The 20359-nt window shown below is 43.6% G+C and carries 23 protein-coding genes; 12 read left to right on the forward strand and 11 right to left on the reverse strand.

Annotated elements, in window-relative coordinates; translation table 11 throughout:
* The first annotated feature begins 3 nt into the window (after window positions 1-3).
* Both I2G42_RS11710 and I2G42_RS11715 read left to right on the forward strand, forming a co-directional pair.
* Window positions 4-822: a glycosyltransferase family 2 protein gene (locus tag I2G42_RS11710; protein WP_022461099.1), complete on the forward strand. Its 819-nt coding sequence runs from the start codon at window positions 4-6 to the stop codon at window positions 820-822.
* Complete coding sequence (locus I2G42_RS11715) at window positions 767-2149, forward strand: DUF4832 domain-containing protein (RefSeq protein WP_055220888.1); 1383 nt, start codon at window positions 767-769, stop codon at window positions 2147-2149. Before I2G42_RS11710 ends, I2G42_RS11715 begins: the two co-directional genes overlap by 56 nt.
* Here I2G42_RS11715 and I2G42_RS11720 read toward each other — a convergent pair.
* Window positions 2141-3556 (reverse strand): DUF4832 domain-containing protein, encoded by a 1416-nt coding sequence (locus tag I2G42_RS11720; protein ID WP_158565045.1) that lies wholly within the window; start codon window positions 3554-3556, stop codon window positions 2141-2143. The two genes, I2G42_RS11715 and I2G42_RS11720, sit on opposite strands and share 9 nt — an antisense overlap.
* 196 nt (window positions 3557-3752) lie before the next feature.
* On the opposite strand from I2G42_RS11720, the gene I2G42_RS11725 reads away from it, so the two are divergent.
* Window positions 3753-5276, forward strand: coding sequence for a lipopolysaccharide biosynthesis protein (locus I2G42_RS11725; protein ID WP_178734460.1), 1524 nt, complete (start codon window positions 3753-3755; stop codon window positions 5274-5276).
* Between the two features lie 57 nt (window positions 5277-5333).
* Here I2G42_RS11725 and I2G42_RS11730 read toward each other — a convergent pair whose 3' ends face one another.
* A complete protein-coding gene (locus I2G42_RS11730) occupies window positions 5334-5771 on the reverse strand; it encodes a S24/S26 family peptidase (RefSeq protein WP_117813382.1) in 438 nt (145 codons plus the stop codon).
* A 199-nt stretch (window positions 5772-5970) separates the two neighbouring features.
* On the opposite strand from I2G42_RS11730, the gene I2G42_RS11735 reads away from it, so the two are divergent.
* From I2G42_RS11735 to I2G42_RS16585, 3 genes are read left to right on the forward strand one after another with little or no spacing between them, the layout of a single operon-like run.
* Window positions 5971-7236: a PqqD family protein gene (locus tag I2G42_RS11735; protein ID WP_178734458.1), complete on the forward strand. Its 1266-nt coding sequence runs from the start codon at window positions 5971-5973 to the stop codon at window positions 7234-7236.
* Window positions 7233-9002: a peptidase domain-containing ABC transporter gene (locus I2G42_RS11740; RefSeq protein ID WP_195531090.1), complete on the forward strand. Its 1770-nt coding sequence runs from the start codon at window positions 7233-7235 to the stop codon at window positions 9000-9002. Before I2G42_RS11735 ends, I2G42_RS11740 begins: the two co-directional genes overlap by 4 nt.
* Before the next feature lie 2 nt (window positions 9003-9004).
* Window positions 9005-9136: a hypothetical protein gene (locus I2G42_RS16585; protein ID WP_256372496.1), complete on the forward strand. Its 132-nt coding sequence runs from the start codon at window positions 9005-9007 to the stop codon at window positions 9134-9136.
* On the opposite strand, the gene I2G42_RS11745 is transcribed toward I2G42_RS16585, so the two are convergent.
* The 9 genes from I2G42_RS11745 to I2G42_RS11785 form a co-directional block, all read right to left on the reverse strand.
* Complete coding sequence (locus tag I2G42_RS11745) at window positions 9133-9510, reverse strand: hypothetical protein (protein ID WP_243277179.1); 378 nt, start codon at window positions 9508-9510, stop codon at window positions 9133-9135. The genes I2G42_RS16585 and I2G42_RS11745 overlap by 4 nt on opposite strands.
* A 267-nt stretch (window positions 9511-9777) precedes the next feature.
* Window positions 9778-10971: a site-specific integrase gene (locus I2G42_RS11750; protein ID WP_131780875.1), complete on the reverse strand. Its 1194-nt coding sequence runs from the start codon at window positions 10969-10971 to the stop codon at window positions 9778-9780.
* Between the two features lie 79 nt (window positions 10972-11050).
* On the reverse strand, window positions 11051-11254 hold the full coding sequence (locus I2G42_RS11755; protein ID WP_009905235.1) for an excisionase: 204 nt from the start codon (window positions 11252-11254) through the stop codon (window positions 11051-11053).
* A gap of 418 nt (window positions 11255-11672) precedes the next feature.
* Window positions 11673-11930, reverse strand: coding sequence for a helix-turn-helix domain-containing protein (locus I2G42_RS11760; protein WP_131780874.1), 258 nt, complete (start codon window positions 11928-11930; stop codon window positions 11673-11675).
* A complete protein-coding gene (locus I2G42_RS11765) occupies window positions 11911-12351 on the reverse strand; it encodes an RNA polymerase sigma factor (RefSeq protein ID WP_131780873.1) in 441 nt (146 codons plus the stop codon). Before I2G42_RS11765 ends, I2G42_RS11760 begins: the two co-directional genes overlap by 20 nt.
* A gap of 483 nt (window positions 12352-12834) precedes the next feature.
* Complete coding sequence (locus tag I2G42_RS11770) at window positions 12835-13131, reverse strand: hypothetical protein (protein ID WP_131780872.1); 297 nt, start codon at window positions 13129-13131, stop codon at window positions 12835-12837.
* Window positions 13132-13135: 4 nt separating this feature from the next.
* The gene (locus I2G42_RS11775; RefSeq protein WP_131780871.1) at window positions 13136-13900 is read right to left on the reverse strand and encodes an ABC transporter permease; all 765 of its coding nucleotides are present in this window, start codon (window positions 13898-13900) and stop codon (window positions 13136-13138) included.
* 14 nt (window positions 13901-13914) lie between these two features.
* Window positions 13915-14640, reverse strand: a complete 726-nt coding sequence (locus I2G42_RS11780; RefSeq protein WP_055152836.1) for an ABC transporter permease — start codon at window positions 14638-14640, stop codon at window positions 13915-13917.
* Window positions 14637-15401 (reverse strand): ABC transporter ATP-binding protein, encoded by a 765-nt coding sequence (locus I2G42_RS11785; RefSeq protein WP_131780870.1) that lies wholly within the window; start codon window positions 15399-15401, stop codon window positions 14637-14639. The genes I2G42_RS11780 and I2G42_RS11785 overlap by 4 nt, the downstream gene beginning before the upstream one ends.
* 147 nt (window positions 15402-15548) lie before the next feature.
* Between I2G42_RS11785 and I2G42_RS11790 the strand changes: the two genes are divergently transcribed.
* The 6 genes from I2G42_RS11790 to I2G42_RS11815 all read left to right on the forward strand — a co-directional run bounded on the left by I2G42_RS11790 (window position 15549) and on the right by I2G42_RS11815 (window position 20303).
* Window positions 15549-16253, forward strand: coding sequence for a response regulator transcription factor (locus I2G42_RS11790; RefSeq protein WP_131780869.1), 705 nt, complete (start codon window positions 15549-15551; stop codon window positions 16251-16253).
* 1 nt (window position 16254) lies between these two features.
* Window positions 16255-17649: a sensor histidine kinase gene (locus I2G42_RS11795; RefSeq protein ID WP_131780868.1), complete on the forward strand. Its 1395-nt coding sequence runs from the start codon at window positions 16255-16257 to the stop codon at window positions 17647-17649.
* 155 nt (window positions 17650-17804) lie between these two features.
* Window positions 17805-18158: a helix-turn-helix domain-containing protein gene (locus I2G42_RS11800; protein WP_131780867.1), complete on the forward strand. Its 354-nt coding sequence runs from the start codon at window positions 17805-17807 to the stop codon at window positions 18156-18158.
* A 248-nt stretch (window positions 18159-18406) separates the two neighbouring features.
* Complete coding sequence (locus tag I2G42_RS11805; RefSeq protein WP_131780866.1) at window positions 18407-18736, forward strand: plasmid mobilization protein; 330 nt, start codon at window positions 18407-18409, stop codon at window positions 18734-18736.
* Complete coding sequence (locus I2G42_RS11810) at window positions 18697-20043, forward strand: relaxase/mobilization nuclease domain-containing protein (protein WP_131780865.1); 1347 nt, start codon at window positions 18697-18699, stop codon at window positions 20041-20043. Before I2G42_RS11805 ends, I2G42_RS11810 begins: the two co-directional genes overlap by 40 nt.
* A 2-nt stretch (window positions 20044-20045) precedes the next feature.
* Entirely contained in the window at window positions 20046-20303 is a 258-nt protein-coding gene (locus I2G42_RS11815) for a hypothetical protein (RefSeq protein WP_074088176.1), read from the forward strand.
* Window positions 20304-20359 lie beyond the last annotated feature (56 nt).

Below are 20359 nucleotides of genomic sequence, written 5' to 3' on the forward strand. Positions count from 1 at the left end.
CATATGAGACAAAAAGAGGTACTGCTGATTATTCCGGCATACAACGAGGAAAAAAATATAGAAAAGGTCATGAAACAGCTGGCGCAGCCGGAGATAGCAGATATTGTTGATGTGCTGGTCATGAACGATGCTTCTTCTGACAATACCAACTGGCTGGCGAAGGAATATGGCTGTGCGGTGGTTACTCATGTTTTTAATCTGGGATATGGCAGTGGGCTGCAGCTTGGATATAAATATGCAATCCGAAGGGGCTATTCTTATGTTATTCAGATGGATGCGGATGGGCAGCACGATGTGTGCAATATCCCGAAAATTTACCAGAGATTAAAGGAAAAAGATGATGATGGAAGAACGCCGGACATTGTGCTTGGATCCCGTTTCATGAAGGGGAGTACAGAGTTTGAAGTTTCCTTTGCAAAAAAAATGGCATTTGTCCTGTTTCGAAAAATGCTGTATTTGGCAACTGGACGGAAAATTGCGGATCCGACAACCGGACTGCAGGGTTTAAGCCGGAAAGCTGTTTTATACTATTCCAAATATAATCATTTCGATGATAAATATCCGGATACTAATATGATTACTCAGATGCTGCTTCTTGATTTTAAAGTTGTGGAGATTCCAGCTGTTATGCATGCTCGGACTTCGGGGAAAAGCATGCATTCTGGTTTGAAGCCAATCTGGTATATGATGCGGATGTTTTACAGTGTCCTGGCTGTGATTTTCCGGTGTAAGGTATTGAAAATGGATGCAGGAGCAGGACGGATTGATGTGGAGAGAGAAGATAAAAAGTATCCTGAGCTGGCAGAAGGGAAGAGAAGCTAAAGGCAGGGCAGAAAAGAAAGAATTTCCAGAACTGCGGGGAAAACAGGATAAAAAAGAGCTTTTCCAGAAAGCGATACTTCAGGAAAGCAGGAAAGCGATACAGAATCCCGGGTGTGGCTGGTATCATTTATATACTTTCAACGCGGCGCAAACCGGGGAACCGCTCTACATCGCCTGTGAAGAGGAAGAACTTGTCCTTCTCAGAATTGATATCGGAGCATTCCGGGACAAGCCGATTTCAGAACCGTCTCTGGAATGGATTCGAAGGATTCTGGCATTTTTTCGGGAGAAAAGAAAAGGAATGATCCTGCGGTTTTCCTATGATCTTGAGGGAAAAGGACTGGAGAAAGAGCCGGGCAGTATCCGTCTGGTGGAAGAACATATGCAGCAGATCGGAGAAGTCATTCGGGAATATGCGGACGATATTTTTGCAGTACAGGGAATTCTGATCGGGAACTGGGGCGAAATGCACGGTTCCCGTTATCTGACCCCGGATGCCTTTCGAACCCTGACCGATACCATGATAAAAGCAGTGGACGGCGCCTGCCCGGTTGCAGTGCGGAAACCGGCGCAGTGGCGGGAACTGACTTTGGGATGGACGGAGCAGGAAAAGAAAAAACTGACTCTGTTTAACGATGGGATATTCGGATCGGAAACGGATCTTGGAACGTATGGCACACTGTCACCGGAAACACCGGGACAGAAAATCTGCAGCCGGGAAGAAGAACTGGAATGGCAGAAAAACGAAATGTGCGGAAAATTTTGCGGCGGAGAGGCCATATGGGGAAGTGGGGCAGAACCGGCTCCTTTCGTCTCGGCCCCAAAAGCAATGGCGGATCTCGAAAGAATGCATATTTCCTATCTGAACAGTACGTATGATTTACGACGGCTGGAACAATGGAAAGCAGAAACGGTCGAGGACGAAAGCGGCCTGGAGGCAATTGGAAAACGTCTCGGCTATCGGTTTGTTGTGGAAGGTGTGGAGTTTGTTTCGGAAAGGGAAGAACTTCAGATTACACTGGAAAACAAAGGATTTGCAGAACTGACCGAAGAGGCAGACTGTTATCTGGAGCTGGAAAGAAACGGAACACTTCAGAAAAAAATACAGATTGCAACAGATGCGAGACTCTGGAAGAGCGGAGAAAAAACCACTCTTTGCCAGAAAATAAAACTGCCTGCGGAATTAGCAGAACCAGAAGAACAGAAACTGTATCTGGCGCTGTACCGCAGGCGGGATGGAAGAACTATTTCATTTGCCAATCAGGGAGAAAAACAGGGACGCCCCTTTTTGGGAATTTTCAAAATTGACCCGATTGTTTTAATATAATTTGCTGATTTCGAGCGTACCAATCGAAAATCCATGCGTATCATGAGAAAATGTGTTTGCGGGCAAAATTTCCCTTTGCAGAACAGGATCCGTCATCTGGAAATATACCGTATAACTGCCTTTGGTGAGTCTCGCAAGCGGGAGAGAAATAGAGAGCTCTGCAGTAGTCCCCGGTATCCAGAATCTGGAATCCGAAGAGATGGGAAATGAGAAAACCTCACCATCGGAAGAAACCAGGGTGAGCTGTAAATCCAGTTTTCGATAGCAGACAGAAAAACCAACATTTTCCAGCCGTATCTGAAAATCAGACGAATCCAAAGCAGTGTCCTGGATGACATAGCGGTATCCCAGATGACGCTCGATATAATCATAGCCGGACAATCCGTTAAAAACGGAAGCTTTGTCTTTGTAAGCAGCTGCTTTCCATTTATCCAGAACCGCGGGATCGTGTTCCGAATTCAGATAGGAGACATGCATGCGCGATAAATCCTGAATGGCATGTGCGAGATCATTCAATGGGTTATCCAGAGTGACCTCGCCGCCGTTTGGGACGAAATTGCAGAGTTCATTCTGGAAGGAAAGCTCATCCTCACGAACCCAGGCGGAACGGTAAGTGTCTGCGGAGGCAGCGGTATCACCATAAGTGCCGGTATCGTTGGCCGTTCCGAGCATACCATCGTTAAACAGTCCAAGCCGGGAGGAAAGCGAACCATCAAAAGCTGTTTCCTTTGTCGGCCGTTCGGAGGAATCCAGAATTTTCCGCCTCTGTACCGGTGTGCGGACAGACAGAAAAACCGAAGGATCCGTTACCTCTGCCAGATGGTGCATCAGGGTAGTACAGTCCTCATCGGACATGTAGTGAGAATTGTTCATTTCCCCGCAGTTTCCGACAAAAATGCCCTGCATCAGAAAAACACAGTCCGTGTAGCGATTTACAACTTCAGCTGTCTGGTCCATGTGACGCAGAATTTGCTCCAGACTTTGCGGCTCTGTTTCCATTGCTTTTCCATCCCAGTCGTAGAGAAAACGTAAGATCACCTGACTGCCATGTCTCTGCCAGGCAGAGAGAATGGTATCAAGCTGGGAAAGAGCTGAATCGGAGAGATCTTCGTTTGAAAAATTCTGCAGATTCACTTCCAGCATGACAATTCCCTGCCTGTTTTTGGCGTCGGAATCAGAGGCGGCAGGAAGATTCGAGAGCGAATCGCTTCCAAGAACATAGCCATACATGTGATAAAATCCAATGTATGGATTGGATAACTCGTCTGCGGATTCTGTGCATGGTTCCGGCATGTAATTCGCACGATAAAAAGAACGGATACCAAGAAATGCGAACAGTGCAAGGAATACCAGAAGCAGAAGAAAAAACAGAAGATAAGAAAATGATTTTTTTCTATTTGTTTTCATAAAGGAAAGCCTTTCCAAAAGGGATACTGCCATTCACAGGTATCTGGAAACGGCAGCAACGATAGCAGGTATTAGATATATGATACCATTTTAATGTTACAAAATCCATGAAAACAGTGGAAAATAAGAGTGATGTAAAATTACGGAACTGTTTACCCGCGTAGCATGTTATAAAAACGAGAAGAAGGAGGAACTTATGCGCATTAGAAATTTATTCCGAAACAGTTTTTTCAGTATGCTTTCACAGTTTGCGCTTCTGATCCTCGGCTTTTTCAGCCAGCGTGCCATGAACCTGTACATGGGCGCGGAGCTGGTTGGAATGAATGGTGTTATTTCCAATGTCATCAATATCCTTTCCGTGACGGAGCTTGGCATATCCACGGCAATCGTTTACCATTTGTATGGCGCGCTTGCAAGAAAGGATGAGGCAGAGATTGCATCGCTGATGAATCTTTACCGAAAGGCATATCACGTCTTTGCTGTTCTTGTATTTGCGGCGGGAATGGCGGTTCTGCCGTTCATCCACCTTTTTATGAAAAATAACAGTTATTCGTTATCCTATATCCGCGTTCTGTATGCGATGTGGCTGGTTCGAACCGTTCTTTCTTATCTTTTAACGTACCGGAAGTCGTTGCTGATTGCGGATCAGAAAGAATACATTGCAAGCATCACCGGACTGATTTTAAATGTGGTCAGCTATCTGGCGATTATTCTGCTGGTTACATGGGAACAGAATTATCTGCTGGCGCTTGGTATTGGAACCGTAACGGAAGTCGTGCTGAATATCTGGATCAGCTGGTATGTGGAGCAGAAATATCCGTTTTTGCGCCAGCGGAGAAAAGAAAAGAGCACATCGTCTCTGACGAAAAGAATTGTAAGAGATCTGAAAAGCCTGTTTATTTCCAGAATTTCAGAAAAAATGCTGTATTGCACGGACAACCTGATTATTTCCGGTTTTATCGGGGTCGGTACGGTAGGACGATATGCAAATTACTGTATGATTACGCAGGCGATCAGCAATATTCTCACGATCCTTGCGAATACGATCCAGCCGACGGTCGGAGATTATTTTACAGAAAAAAATCGTCAGAGAAATTATGAGATTCTGCGGCAATTGACCTTTGGCTTTTTCTGCATTGCGTCGGTTGTATCGGTTGGCCTGTTTTCTCTGATTACACCATTTGTCCGTGATATCTGGCTTGGTCCTTCCTACGAACTTGGCTGGGGAATTACTGTTTTTTGTATTGTAGTATTGCTGGTTCGAATTATGGGATTGCCGCTCAGCCTTGTGATGGGCGTGACGGGACTGTTTGAAAAAGAGAAAAATGTCGGAGCATCCTCCGCACTTCTTAATCTGATCGTGTCACTGGCACTTGTAAAACCGTATGGGATGGCAGGCGTTCTGCTTGGAACCTTACTGTCTTATCTGCTGCAGATCTTGTATCGGTATATCATTTATTTCCGGGATTTCCTCGAGATGCCGGGAGAGGCGCTGCGGTATGCGCAGGATATCGGAGAGTATCTGGCAGTCATAGCGGGCGAAGTTCTGCTGATGCAGAAAATCGTACCACTGATATACGGAGCAGGCGGTATGCTTCTGTTCTGCGTCTGCTTTCTCCTGTGTATTGCGATTCCGCTGCTGCTGGATCTGGTGATCTTTGGAAGAGGCTGGAGACTTCAGAGCATTGTAACCATGGTGAAGGGAATGCGAAAAGCCTGATGCAATAGAAATTTCTCTGTGCATTTTGAAAAAAATTCGGAGAGGACAATGAAAAAATCAGTGCTTCTGAAAAAACCTGCGGAAAAAAGCCGTTACCGACCAGAAAAACGGGCGGACAGGGCGTAAAAAGAGCCAGATGGAAGAAAGCATCCGATAAATTGGATACGAAACAGAAAACGATTTTCCATTGCGTACGACACCAGTCAGTTTTCCATGAATCTGCTCCGGGGAAAGAGGTCCTTCCACTTCGGTCTGATTGTCCCCGACCAGATAGAAGCCATCCCTGGTAATTCGGCAGATGCGGTGCAGAACAAGGATTCCCTGCACACGGCGATACAGAATTACATCGCCGCGATGAAGTTCGGAAGGAACACAGTGTTCAATGACAGCTTCGTCCCGGCCCGGAAGAAAAAGAGGATACATACTGTAGCCCTGCGGTTTCAGTTTGACGGCAGAACCGTTTTTTAAAAGTTGTTCAATATCGTAAGTGTACATAAAAAACTCCATTTGGCGGATACGCCGAACCGACGAAATGCGTGGCATTTTGACGAGTGGCTCTGAATAGTTACCTGAATTTTATTATAACAGCTTACCCTGAAAATAAAAAGGATGATGAGCAGAAAAAGCATAACTTTACATACAAAACGAAAGACAGCAAATATAAGAAAACAAACACAGGAAGGGAAATCAGATTATGAGAATCAGAAGGCAGGAAGGATATTTACTGCAGAAAATCGGGAACACACATTATCTTCTGCCTTATGGGCAGAAAATAGCAGACCAGCAGCGAGGAATGGAGCTGAATGAGACCGCACGGATTCTCTGGGAAGCGCTGGAAACACCAAAAACAATGGAAGAACTTCAGCAGAAAATGATTCGCTGTTATGAAGTGCCGGAAGAAGAGCAGGAGGAACTGAAAAAAGATATTCAGGCTTTTGTGCAGGAGCTTCTTGCCTTTGGTGCGGTACGACGGGAACTTGGTTCTCCGGATGGAACTTGCGCCGGAGAATTGAAGATCGCAGGAATTTCCATTGCTGTTTATGGAAAAGAGGGCTGCATTCCAAAACAGTTTGCTTCTTTTGAGAAGAAAAGAGGAAAGGAAGAAGCAACAGAGAAAACAGAAGGAGAGGCAGCGAAAAAAACAGGAGAAAAAGAAGTGGAAGAAACGGTGATAAAAACAGAAAATAGGCAGGATGCGGCGGATCTCACGTTAGAATTGATCGAGCATGTACCGGAAAGCCACCAGAATGGAAACATTCTGATCCGGAATAAAGATCTGACAGTCTGCGCGTGGGAAGAAGGCTATGTCCTCTGGTTCCCGGCTCTTAAAAATATCTATGAAATCTGGATGAAAGCGGATGGAAGCTTCGCCTGTATTTATTACCGTCTGCCTATGACAGAAGAAGAGCAGGATTCCCTCTTTCTGGCGATCCGGCCGGTATTTCTGTTCCTGGCACAGAAAAAAGGCATGTTTGTGCTGCATTCCGCATCTCTTCTTTATCTGGAAAAAGCATGGCTGTTTTCCGGTCCGTCGGGAATGGGAAAATCGACTCATACGGCACTTTGGAAAAAACTGTTTGACACGCCGTTTCTGAACGGAGATCTGAACCTCATAGGAAAAGAGGGCGATCAGTTTGTAGTATACGGAATCCCGTGGTGCGGCACATCAGAAATTTTCACAGTCGAAAAGAAAGAGCTGGGAGGGATTGTGCTGCTGGAAAAAGCGCCGGAGGATAAAATCGTTTCCCTGACGAAAGAGCAGAAAACACTCCGTGTGATGCAGCGGATGATCTCGCCGCCCTGGACGGCAGGGCTGATGAAAAAGAATCTTGCTTTTGCGGAAGAAATTGCAAATGAAAAGCCGGTTTACTTCCTGCGCTGTACGAAAAATGATACAGCGGCAGAAGTGATGCATCACAGAATCACGGAGGATGAACTTGCGCAGGAGGCTTTAAAATGAGAAACTTGTGGACAAAAATAAAAAAATGCCTCCAGGCGGAAATGCTTCAGAAGATGTGGAAAGAATTTCTGTGGATTGCACAGTATGCCAGACGATACTGGAAAGCCATGATTTTCTATACCGCACTTGGTGTTTTCGGAACCGGTGTTTCTCTTGCGTCCAGTGTGATATCGAAAGATCTGGTTGATATTATCACCGGGCACCAGACAGGAAAACTTTTGCAGACCTTCGCACTGATGATCGGCTTTTCTTTTGGAAATACCCTGATTTCGCAGGCATCTGCGTATGCATCTACGATGATTAACCTGAAGGTAGACCGCGAAATCCAGAATGATATTTTTGCCAAGATTCTGGTCACGGACTGGGAATCGCTGACAGCGTATCATACCGGAGATCTGGTAACACGGTGGAGTTCTGATGCTTCAAATATTTCCAGTGGTATCCTGAACTGGCTGCCGAATCTTGTGATCTATACTGTGAAATTTATCAGTGCATTGGCGATTGTGGTACATTATGATCCCACCTTTGCCATTTTTGCATTGCTTGGCATCCCGTTCAGTGCGCTTCTGTCCCGCCCGCTGCTGCGCCGGATGACGAACAATAACCAGCGGAGCGCACAGATGAGTGCGAAACTTTACGGATTTAATCAGGAAGCATTTTCCAATATTCAGACAATCAAGGCATTCGATATGATCCGCTTTTATGTCGATCGCCTGAAAAATCTGCAGCAGGAATACATCAAAATGCGCCTGGATTTCCAGAAAATGTCGATTGCAACCTCGCTTCTGATGACGTTAATCAGCTATCTTGTATCTTACAGCTGCTACGGATGGGGAATTTACCGTGTCTGGAGCGGGGCAATTTCTTACGGAACCATGACCATGTTTCTGTCTCTGTCCGGTACACTGACGGGTTCCGTCAATTCGCTGGTCAGCCTTGTGCCATCGGCGATTTCTCTTGGCATCTCAGCCGGCCGTCTGATGGATATTGTGGAGATGCCGCAGGAGGACTACAGTGCGGATCGGGAAGTGGAGCAGTTTGCAGAAAAATACCGGGCAAGCGGCATCGGGCTTGCTATGGAGGACTTGAGCTATACCTACCATACGGGAACAGAAGTGTTTTCGAAAGCATCACTGGAAGCGTGGCCGCATGAAATTATTGCACTCGTCGGCCCGTCCGGCGAGGGAAAGACAACGATGCTGCGGCTGATCTTATCCTTGCTGCGTGCCCAGGGGGGAGAAGCATGGATTGGTGCAGGGGAAGACAGAGAACAACGGATTGCACTGTCGCCGTCCACAAGGAAATTGTTTTCTTATGTGCCACAGGGGAATACGATGTTTTCAGGAACAATTGCAGAAAATATGCGAAATGTGAAACCGGAAGCCACAGATGAAGAGATCGTGGAGGCGTTGAAACTGGCATGTGCATGGGAATTTGTGGAGAAACTGCCGGATGGTATTGAAAGTATGGTGAAAGAACGCGGCGGCGGATTCTCAGAAGGACAGGCACAGCGGCTTTCGATTGCGCGTGCAATGCTTCGAAAATCTCCGATTTTGCTGCTGGATGAAGCAACTTCGGCGCTCGATGTGGCGACGGAACGGAAAGTGCTGAAAAATATTATGACAGATACGTATCCGCGAACCTGCATTGTAACGACACACCGGCCGACGGTGCTTGGAATCTGTACGAGAGTGTATGCGATTCGAGGAAAGAAGTGTGAGGAGCTGGGCGAGAAAGAAATTTTGGAGATGGAGAAGGATTTCTAAAATTGAAGAAAGTTGCAGAATTGAAAGTACCTGCAAAATTTGGAGCCGAATTTGTAAAAACAGGTTACAAGCGAATAAAAAATGGAATGCCAAAAGGCATTCCATTTTTTAGAATACGGGAAGTGATCCATTAATCGGTAATGCTTACTCTAGTAATTGCAAGACCTGCATCGGAAGTAACAACCAAGTCACCGAAACCGATATTATCGGTTGGATTCTGATGATAAGCCAGTTTTACTTTCAGTGTAGTGGTTTCGTTACCGGAAATAAGTCCTGCGCCGCCAGAAACATAAGTAACATTCTGGTTGAAACTGATAGTCAGAACCTGGGCTTCCTTGGTATGATCAGCATTATGCTTTCCATTTACCTGAATACGGTAATCGCCACGTCCGTTTTCTGGAGTCTGGTGAATATATGCAGATGCAGTATAACATCCACTTGCCGCATAAACACCTTCTGCCATACCAGAATCAATTGTAACGATTGGTTTTGTGTAATTTTTAGTCATATATATTCACGTCCTTTTCTTGCAAAATCATCCTTGGTTACAATTCTTATTATAGGAGGAAAATCCCGCAAATGTCAATAGATTTAATAGAAATCACAAAGTAATTTTTGACTATCTTTTCAAAAGTTCTTATATGCCGGTATAGCCTATTGTTACAGGCTTTTCCGGCATTTTTCATTGTGGAAGATACTCTCAAATCTTTTTATATCCCCGTATGTTTTTGTGTTCAAAAGTAGTATGTGGAGTAGTAAATTCTCCGTTTACTACTTATGCAATCAACCGCTTCATTTCTGTTATCGACGTTTCGGAAGTCGTATGCGCGTAATAGTTCAGCGTCATATTGATGTTGGAATGTCCCATGATGTACTGCAATGCTTTAGGGTTCATTCCCGCATTTGCTAACGTGGTGCAGAATGTGTGGCGTAAGGTGTGCGGTGTCATTACCTTTGGCAATGCTACCTTTTGCATTTTGTTGTATTTCCTTACAAGCCCCCGGAACATACTTTCATAGTTGACTGCCACTTTTGGCAAGCCGTTCCGATTAAGGAACAGAAACTTTGTGTAGCCCTCCAAAATAACAGGCTGTGCATATTTCCGTTTGTTCAGCACCCGTTGAAATGCTTCCAACACTTTTTCACTCATAGGAATAATCCGGTTGCCGCTTTTTGTCTTAGGCGTTTCCACATAGTAGCCCACGTCTGCAATCTTCAAAAGTTGGTGGTCTACATTGATAAGCTGTTTGTCTAAGTCAATGTCAGCTTCCGTCAGTCCGCAGAGTTCCGAAATGCGAAGCCCTGTCCCTAACAGTATGATAATCTCGTCGTAGTATTTCTGATAGACTTTATCATGCTGCACAAAGGACAGAAAAGCCGCTTCCTGCGTAGGGGATAGAGGTTCCTTTGGTTCCGTATCATCTTCAAGGACTGTGTTCAACTGGAAGTCAAATGGATTTTTACGAATACAATCGTCCTGTATGGCTGTGTAAAAGGCAGCCTTTAAGGAACGCTTGTGGTTGTTGATAGTCTTGAAGCCGTAACCTTTTTCTTTCATGCGTAACGCCCATTCCTTTGCGTCGGAGAGCTTCACATTTTCAATCCGGCAGGCTCCAAGTTTATCCTCCTGCAAAATCCGCATGAGCTGTTTTCGCCCCTGCTTTGTACCATGCCGCACATTTGCCCGGTGGCGTATCTGCTTTGCGTAGAGTTGGCAGACAGTCATTTTCTTTCCGATATGGTCGATACCGTCGTCAAGGTCTTTTTGGATTTCTTTCTCTTTTTCCCTCAACGCTATATCGTCGCGCTTTCCTGCCGGGGTTTTGTCCGTAGGCACTAACTTCCAAGAATAAACAAACTGCGGTTTTCCAAAGGTATCTATATATTTGTAGGCATATCTCCCGTCTTTTCTCTGACTCTCTCCGGTGCGGAGAATACGATTTTTATTATCCCGTCTTTTTTCCGACATCGTTATGCTCCTTTCCATAATGGAAAGAGCCTTGATATGCTTGACTATATTGTACCACATTCAAGGCTCGATTTCACTATCAGATTGCGTCCACCGTATCAATCATTTTTTCAAATTGCTTCCGCTTAATCTGAATACGGTTTCCGTTCATCATTACCCAGTCCGGGACGGGATTTTCTTCTGCCAGTTTCCGCAGCTTGCTTTCTCCGATACGAAAATATTTTGCTGCTTCTTCTATGGTAAGCGTGTACTTTTCCCAAATCGGCACGTCGTTATTGTTCAATTTGTCGTCCCCCTTTCTTAATGGGTCAAAAATCAATCTGTAACATAGGCTTTAATCGGACGGCTATTAGCGTAACCTCATGGGACTTGCACCCCTCCGGCGGTCTGCCGAAGCCCTACCCATTGCCTGCGACGCTTCTAACGCTCGGACTATGGCTGTAAGGAAGTATCATTATGTATTTTGTGCGTTATCGCCCGCAGGGTGCTATCCCTGCTTTACGGTGTGGTATTTCTCGCTCGCTTTTCGGTTAAGAAAAAGGTCATGGCGTACCCACCGCATGGCTCGGCACAAAAGGAACGTATCCGATTTGCCTTATACTGCGTCGCCGTTCTATTGCGCCGCTTTCTTTGTCAAAGAGCAGAGGGCTGTCCTGCGATATGGAACGGAAAAGGGGGAAGCGTTCCAATACCGCGTTGGTTTATTCAGCCCTAAATGTGAGGATTGCCCTCATTAGTTTTGCTTGCAACCTTTCGCGTATTTCTTCGTCTACTCCAAAATAAACATTTTCTCGCTCATCATAGAGCTTCCGCATGGAAAGACTTGCTATGTAGCCGCTGAAATGTTGCAATACAATCTTCATTGCGTCCGGGTCGCCTTTGCTCGCTGCCAAAATAACGGGATAGGGAACAAGGGCATTTTCCGGGTAGTCGTTTTGATTACCATTCAATCCATTCATCAGCGTTTTCCTCCAAATATTTTTTTAACTGCTCAAAGGAGCTTGTCCGGCGATACTGTACCGTACTTCTTGAGATATTGAGCTGCTTTCCGATTTCTATATCAGTTAATCCCTCAAAGTAATACAGCAGTACAATTTTGCGCCGTTCTTCGGGTAAAGCCCGGATAGCTTCAAGCAACAGTTTTGGGGTTATTTCTTTTCCTGCCATTTGATAAGACGGCTCTACTTCTTCGTCTTGAAAATACTTATCGACGGTATAAAGTTGCCGCTCCTCATGCAAGGCAAGGTCAGAAAAAGCAACTTCCCGAACTCTGCGCCGACGAATTTCTTCATGGGCGTTGCACGCTTCATTGTGCAGCACTGATTTACAGAACTTTTGAAACGCACATTGCTTTTCAAATTCCCTGCGATTAGGTGTCATGGTGTTCACCTCCTTTCTGCCGAAAGGCGGTAGTACCTCCCCTTTTCGCGGGATAATACAGGCGACTTTTTGTTTTGCCAAAAAGAGGGCAAAGTTTTTGAAAAATCTTCTGTAAAATGCGAAATGCGCCTGCCTGCAAAGTGCAGACAGACGCATAGGAATAATAAAAAGTATTTAGATGATTTGATAGTTCATATCTAAGGGTAGAAATATCCCCGGTGGCGGTCGGGCTTTTTTTGATAAGCCAAAGAATGTAAGAATTTGTCGATGTGGTTTATAACTCATGGCGGCTACCTCCTAAAGCCGCCATGTCTGCATGGTTAAGGGTCGTCGTACAGACAAAAAGAAACGGCGGCTCTGAAAATCAAAGCCGCCGAATTTGTAATAGGCGCGTGAAAACTGTCTGCGTTGCGACGGCTTTTTTTCTTTACCGTCGTCCGGCAGATTGACTTTTTATTTAAGTTAATGTAACTTGATGATTTTTTACTGAACAATGCTAATGAATAAAGCAAGAGCAATGATACCGCCCATTAGTAATACCCAGAAACTACTGATGATAGTTGAAATAATGTTTATTGCACTCCGGCTATCACTGTTTTTAATGCAGATAATTGAAAGTATCAATCCTGTGAAAACAGAAACAATATTTATACCCGCCCATACAGAACGTACCCCGTCTGTCAATGTAATATGGAACAAAACTGGGATAAAGGTCATAAGTGGAAAAATGCTTATAATTAACGCTGCTATACTCAATTTTTGAAATTTCTTTTTTTCCATAATGCTACCTCATTTCTTTTTTTCCAAAACGTGTTACCGCTACACCAAATATAAATGCAAAAATCACAATGGCACATGGTAAAAACGGGAACAATTCAAACCCGGTACTTCCTCCTGTTGTTGAGAAGTCATGTAAGGAGCAAGAAACCAAATAACCGCTATAACAATAGGGATATACTATCCAAAGCGGGGTATTTGCCACTAATACACCCGGAATAACAAGGAATAGGTTTAAGCCGACAGATAGCAGCGGCTTGTCAAAAAGTATAGTGATTGCCCACATCGCCGCTACACTGGGGAGCATGGTAAGAAATAATCCCGCGCACCATTTCAGCAGATACACGATAGGTAAGGTTTCTGTAATTCCAGTACTGCTCGTTGCAATCAATCCGGCTATAATGAATACAACAAGAAATACAATCATTTCCAAGAGTAGATAAAACAACAGTATACAAAACTTTGCGGCTGAAAGTGCATATCGGCTAACAGGTAAGGCTAACATCTTTAATATCCCGTTATTTCCTGTTTCCCGTCCGGCAATCATTACACAGACTACAATCATGCTGAACGGAAGCAGATAGTAGGAATAGACTAATGCACTTTGAATGAACATAGCAGCCCATGCGTTCGTATATTCCGGGGTAAAGTAACTGTGTAGATTTGCCACGCCGGAAACAACCACGAGCAGCGGGGCAATAAAAATCAAAGGTACAATTTTTCCTCGTTTGACTTTCATAAACTCAATTTTGAGTAATTCCCAAAAACTCATTTCTATACACCTCCTTATTCATAACGCAGTTTCTTTGCAGACCACAATCCGGCACATAAAAATAGGATTGTTTCAATCATAGACACAATTACAACTGCAATATCCGGCTGGGCACTCATGGCAATAGCAGGCTTTAGCATAACCACAAAAGGGTGTACCATGAATAGCGCAATTTCAGATGTTGCCAATGCCATACCGCTTAAAAATCCTGCCACACCGATACCAAGCGGAACCCACATATTTTCAAAGCGGGACGCTATGAAAAGCATAAAGGATAATACGGGCATTGATGTAAGAAAGGAATATCCGGCAAAGGATATTAAAGTGTGCGCTTCAAATGTGCCTTTTGGCAAATCTGTTACACCGATTTTCGCAAGTGCCATATTTTGAAAGCATACTGCAATTAACAGCATGATAGTCAAAATCAAAAATTTACATAGATACATGGTGGGAACACTTATGGGTAACATATACATTTTTTTGACGGCGCTTCCCTTAAATTCCATGTTATAAATCATACAGGCGGCGACTATGATACCAAACATATTTAAGACCATAATCATACCATAAAGCTGCGTAAGTAAAACGTCCATAGGAGCTAATGGCAAGTTTAGTAACGTGTCCTTTCGGACAATAAAATTGACAAAGGCGTATGCTGCGCCTAAAACGCCAATGGCAATCATCAAAGGAATAACGCCTGTCCGTTTTTCTTTCCGAAGTTCGATTACAAACGTCCTCATAGTTTTGCCCTCTGCTTCCTGCTGGCATTGTCTTTCTCAACCATAGACAGGAACATATCTTCCAAATTATCAGTAGCAAACCCGGATTGCAGGGCGTGTTGTCGCAAGTCGTCTAAACTGCCTTCAAATAGCAGCCGCCCATGATTGAGTATGCCTATGTCGTCTGCTATCAGTTCTATTTCAGACAGCATATGAGAAGAAATAAGGACGGTGCAATCGTAGAGGTCAGGCAGGGACTTAATCAGATTTCGGATTTCATGTATACCGGACGGGTCAAGTCCGTTTGTAGGTTCGTCTAAAATCAAAATAGGCGGTCTGCCAAGCAATGCTCCGGCAAGCCCTAATCTTTGTTTCATACCAAGAGAATATTTTTTTGCAAGACGGTTACCAAACTCTGAAAGACCGACAAGCTCTAATGCGTCATCAACTGTGCTTTGGGGCAAACCTAAAATACGACGTATAATGTCAAGATTTTCTTTTCCCGTTAGATTTGCATAAAAAGACGGGGACTCAATAAATGAGCCAACCTCTTTCAAAATAGCAATACGGTCAGTAGGAAACTGTTTTCCGTCTATTGTAAAACTACCGTTTGTAGGGGCAGTCAAGCCCAAGAGCATTTTCATAGTTGTAGATTTTCCTGCGCCATTCGGACCAAGAAAGCCATAAATACTCCCTTTCCGAATGTGAAGTGTAACATCATTGACAGCAACAAAAGATTTGTATTTTTTTGTCAACTGCTCTGTTGTGATAATATAGTTCATAGAAACATCTCCTTTCGTTGCTTCTATGATATAACATGAACCTTGCGATAACATTCTCCCTACCTTACATCTACCTTACATTTTGTAGCAGACTAAAAAATTTCATAGTTCTGTGGTACAATGTAAAAATGAAGGGAGGTTTTTACCATGAGCAATGATTACCTGTTAGATAAACATATACTGCTTGTTGATGATGAACAAGAGTTATTAGATATGGTTCATTCCATTCTTGATGAATACGGATTTCATCATATAAATACAGCAAAAAGCATAGAGGAAGCCATAGTGCAAGCAAAAAAATCCCCCCCGGAATTAGCAATACTTGATGTGATGTTATCGGACGGTAGCGGATTTGATTTAATGGAACAGCTAAAGATGAATGGCGATTATCCGATTTTGTTCCTTACTGCACGCGGCGAAGATGATGACAAGTTTCGCGGTTTCGGGTTAGGCGCAGATGATTACATAGTAAAACCGTTTTTGCCAAAAGAACTTGTTTTTCGTGTAATGGCGATTTTAAGAAGAAGCTATAAGGGCGACAATCCCCTTGTGCAGTTAAAATATAGTCAGATTGATTTTTCTCGCGCAGAAGTGATAAAGAATAATGAACATATCCCGTTGACAGCAAAGGAGCATGATTTACTTTCTGCCTTATACCGTAACGCAGGACGCATTGTAACGATTGACGCATTGTGTGAAGCGGCGTGGGGCAATAATCCTTTTGGATATGAAAATTCTTTAATGGCGCATATACGCCGTATCAGAGAAAAGATAGAGAAAAACCCCTCGCAGCCGATTTCCTTAGTAACGATTAAGGGGTTAGGTTACAAGTTGAATGTGGAGGGCAAATAGTATGAAAAGTGTGCCAAAACTTATACGGCGTTTTGTGGGCATTTTGTTGTTAAGCTCTATCCTCATAGTGATTATAAATGTGATTGCATTTGTGGCACTTATGGCAAGCAAAATTCCTGATGAAAATACATCTCCTTACAGTATAGCTAAGGAAACGGGAACAGCGTTAAAAGCGACAGACAGCGGAAACTATATGCTGTCAGAAGATATATCTGCAAGATTAGCGGAAAATGATATATGGGCGATTTTGATTGAAGATGATAGCCGTAAGGTTGTATGGAAAACAGAAAATGTACCTGCCACTATTCCAAACGATTATACTTTGTCTGATATAGCAAATTTGAGTGTCGGTTATCTTGACAGTTACCCAACCTATACGGGGAAACATGAAAATGGTATCGTTGTTCTCGGATTTCCGCAAAAAAGTTTTTGGAAACATATACAGCCCAGTTGGGATTACAGTCTGATTGCTGATTTGCCGAAAACGGTTTTAACAGTGTTATTTATCAATGTTGCGCTCATTCTTGCAATCTATGTAATAGCCAATATCAAACTTCTAAAATCAATAAAGCCGATTACAAAAGGAATACAAGATTTATCTGCCGGGGCGTGTGTCCACGTTTCAGAAAAAGGATTGCTTTCTGAAATTTCAGCTAATATCAACTGTACTTCTGATATTTTGCAAAAACAGCAGGAACAGTTAAGAAAGAAAGAAACAGCAAGAGCAAACTGGATAGCAGGAGTTTCTCACGATATTAGAACACCATTATCAATGGTTATGGGATATGCCGAACAGTTAGAAAATTCTCCTAATCTTTCGGGAACTGAACGCCAAAAGGCTTTTGTTATTGTGAAGCAGAGTAAGAGAATGAAAAATTTGATTAGCAATCTCAATCTTGCTTCAAAACTTGAATACGATATGCAACCACTGGTAAAAAAACAGGAAAATGCAGTTGCTATTGTCCGACAAGTAGTTGTGGATTTTATGAATATGGATATTGATGATAGATTTCCGATGAAATGGAACACAGACGAAAAATTAACAGTTTGCAATATAAGCGTAGATAAAAATTTATTAAAACGCGCAATTTCAAACCTTATTCAGAACAGCATAAGCCATAATGAAAACGGTTGCACGATTTATGTATCAGTTGTCGCAGACAATAATAAGTGTATTATCTGTGTTGAGGATAATGGCATAGGTGCTTCTGATGAACAAATAAAAAAACTCAATCATGCACCGCATTATATGGTCTGTGATACGAACACCACCGAACAGCGACATGGTTTAGGGTTATTGATTGTAAAGCAGATTGTGAATGGTCATGGAGGAACTGTTACAATAGACCATAGTAAATATGGCGGCTTCAAAGTCGCGCTAATGATACCGCAATAGGTACAGAGGAAGCAGGGGTAACCCTGCTTTTTTCATTTTACCCGTTACTTCTTTTTGTTCATTGCATAATAGGAATTATTTAAGCTAATAATGTGAACAGTGTAGGCATATCCAAAACAAAAAGTGAACAGTAAAATGTAACTGGGTGAATAAATATGGCAAAAAGACCAGTAGAAAAATATGACTTCAAAGCATTTGGAGAAGCGATAAAATCTGCGCGGACGGGACGCAAGGAAAGCCGCAAACAGGTAAGTGATGAAATGTATATTTCCCCTCGTTACCTTGCGAATATTGAAAATAAAGGACAGCACCCCAGTCTGCAAATCTTTTTTGAGCTTATGCTCCGTTACAATATATCCGTAGACCAGTTTCTTTTAGATACGCCTGCCGAAAAAAATACAAAGCGGCGGCAGCTTGACGCTCTGCTTGATGAAATGAGCGATAACGGCATACGGATTGTAACAGCAACTGCAAAAGAAATTTCAGAAGTCGAAAAAGAGGACAAATAAATGTGTCCAGTAAAATTAAATAGGATTAGGAAGCGTTGTAATCTTTGTAGATTGCAGCGTTTTTCTTTTGCTCTTTTTTGGCATATAGAGCATTGCATTGTAGTAACCAGTGAGGAAAAAACTTTCGTAGCAAGCATAGGAAAAGAGTACCCTTTTCCGTATTTTCGCCCTCCCGTCCTGCGGTGCGTCGGTTGAAAATTGCTTGTTGGGAAGTGTCCCAAACCCTCGGAACGGAAAGGAACGATTGCATGAACGGACGCAAAAGAAAAGTACAAATCAAATTCTATGTAACAGAGGAAGAACGGGCATTGATTGAGCAGAAAATGAAGCTCGTACCAACCCGGAACATGGCGGCGTATCTTCGCAAGATTGCCATTGACGGGTATATCATTCAGACAGACCATAGCGACATAAAAGCTATGACTGCGGAGATACAGAAAATCGGGGTTAATATCAATCAGATTGCAAAGCGTGTCAATGCGACAAGCAGCGTCTACCAAGAGGACATAGAGGAAATAAAGGGGGTGCTTGCGGAGATATGGCGGTTACAAAGATTAAGCCTATTAAAAGCACGTTGAGCAAAGCCCTTGACTATATCCAAAACCCGGATAAAACAGACGGGAAAATGCTTGTGTCCTCTTTTGGGTGCAGCTATGAAACGGCAGACATTGAATTTGGATTTACGCTTGCACAAGCCATAGAGAAAGGGAACAATCTCGCCCACCATTTGATACAGTCCTTTGAGCCGGGAGAAGTAGATTATGAGAAAGCCCACGAAATAGGAAAACAGCTTGCCGACGCAGTAACAAAGGGACAGCATGAATACGTCTTGACTACCCACATAGATAAAGGGCATATCCATAACCATATCATTTTTTGTGCGGTCAATTTTGTTGACTACCATAAGTACAATTCCAATAAGCGCAGCTACTACGGCATACGGAACATGAGTGATAGGCTGTGTCGGGAAAACGGGCTGTCTGTTGTCGTTCCGGGCAAAGGCAGCAAGGGAAAGAGCTATGCGGAATATCAAGCGGAAAAGGTCGGTACAAGTTGGAAAGGCAAGCTGAAAATTGCTGTTGATACGCTTATCCCCCAAGTGGCAAGTTTTGAAGAATTGTTGCAGCGGTTACAGGCAGCGGGCTATGAGATAAAGACTGGAAAATATATCTCCTGCCGCGCTCCCGGACAGGAACGCTTTACCCGCTTAAAAACTCTCGGTGCAGACTATACAGAGGAAGCAATCAAAGAACGGATTGCAGGCAAGCGCACAAAGGCGGCGAAAGCTCCCAAAGAGCAGCGCGGCGTATCGCTGCTTATCGACATTGAAAACAGTATCAAGGCACAAGAGAGCCGGGGCTATGAACAGTGGGCGAAAATCCATAATCTGAAACTGGCTGCAAAGACTATGAATTTCTTGACGGAACATAAGATTGAACAGTACGCAGATTTAGTCAGCCGGATTGAAGAAATAAATGCGGAAAATGAAAAGACAGCAGACGCATTAAAGAGCGTGGAAAAACGTCTTGCTGATATGGCGGTGCTGATGAAGCACGTTACCACCTACCAAAAGACAAAACCCGTCTATGAAGCATACCGCAGGGCAAAGGATAAGGACGCATACCGGGCAAAGCAGGAAAGCAGTCTGATACTCCATGAAGCGGCGGCAAAGGCATTGAAAGCGGCGGGCGTTACCAAGCTCCCCAATCTTGCCGCCATGCAGGAAGAATACGGGAAGCTCCAAGCGCAGAAAGAAGCCCTTTACACTGATTATGGCAAGCTGAAAAAACAGGTCAAGGAATACGACGTTATCAAACGGAACATAGACAGCATTTTGCGGCAAGGCAAAGAGCCGGAACGGGAAAAAGGAAAGGAACGGGAATAATTATGAAAATGGTTGGTATTACACCATGTTACAGAATAACATTAGAAAACGGCAGTTATGGCGTGGAAACTTATATTGACGCAGACAGTAAAATCCAAATTACTTTTGAGGACGGAAATACACTTATCGGATATATAGAATGTGTGGAATATGGAACTTATTCCGAAGAAAATGATACTTTGGTTATAAGGGTAGAGAATGGAGAGCTGTATATCCTATCGGGAAACCGAATAAAGGATATAGAAGAACTGCACGAATAAAGTAAAAAAACAGGGCGCAGACAGCTAACAAAAGACTGTCCGCGCCCTGTTTTATG

The sequence above is a fragment of the Fusicatenibacter saccharivorans genome (assembly GCF_015557635.1).
GTDB lineage: Bacteria > Bacillota > Clostridia > Lachnospirales > Lachnospiraceae > Fusicatenibacter > Fusicatenibacter saccharivorans.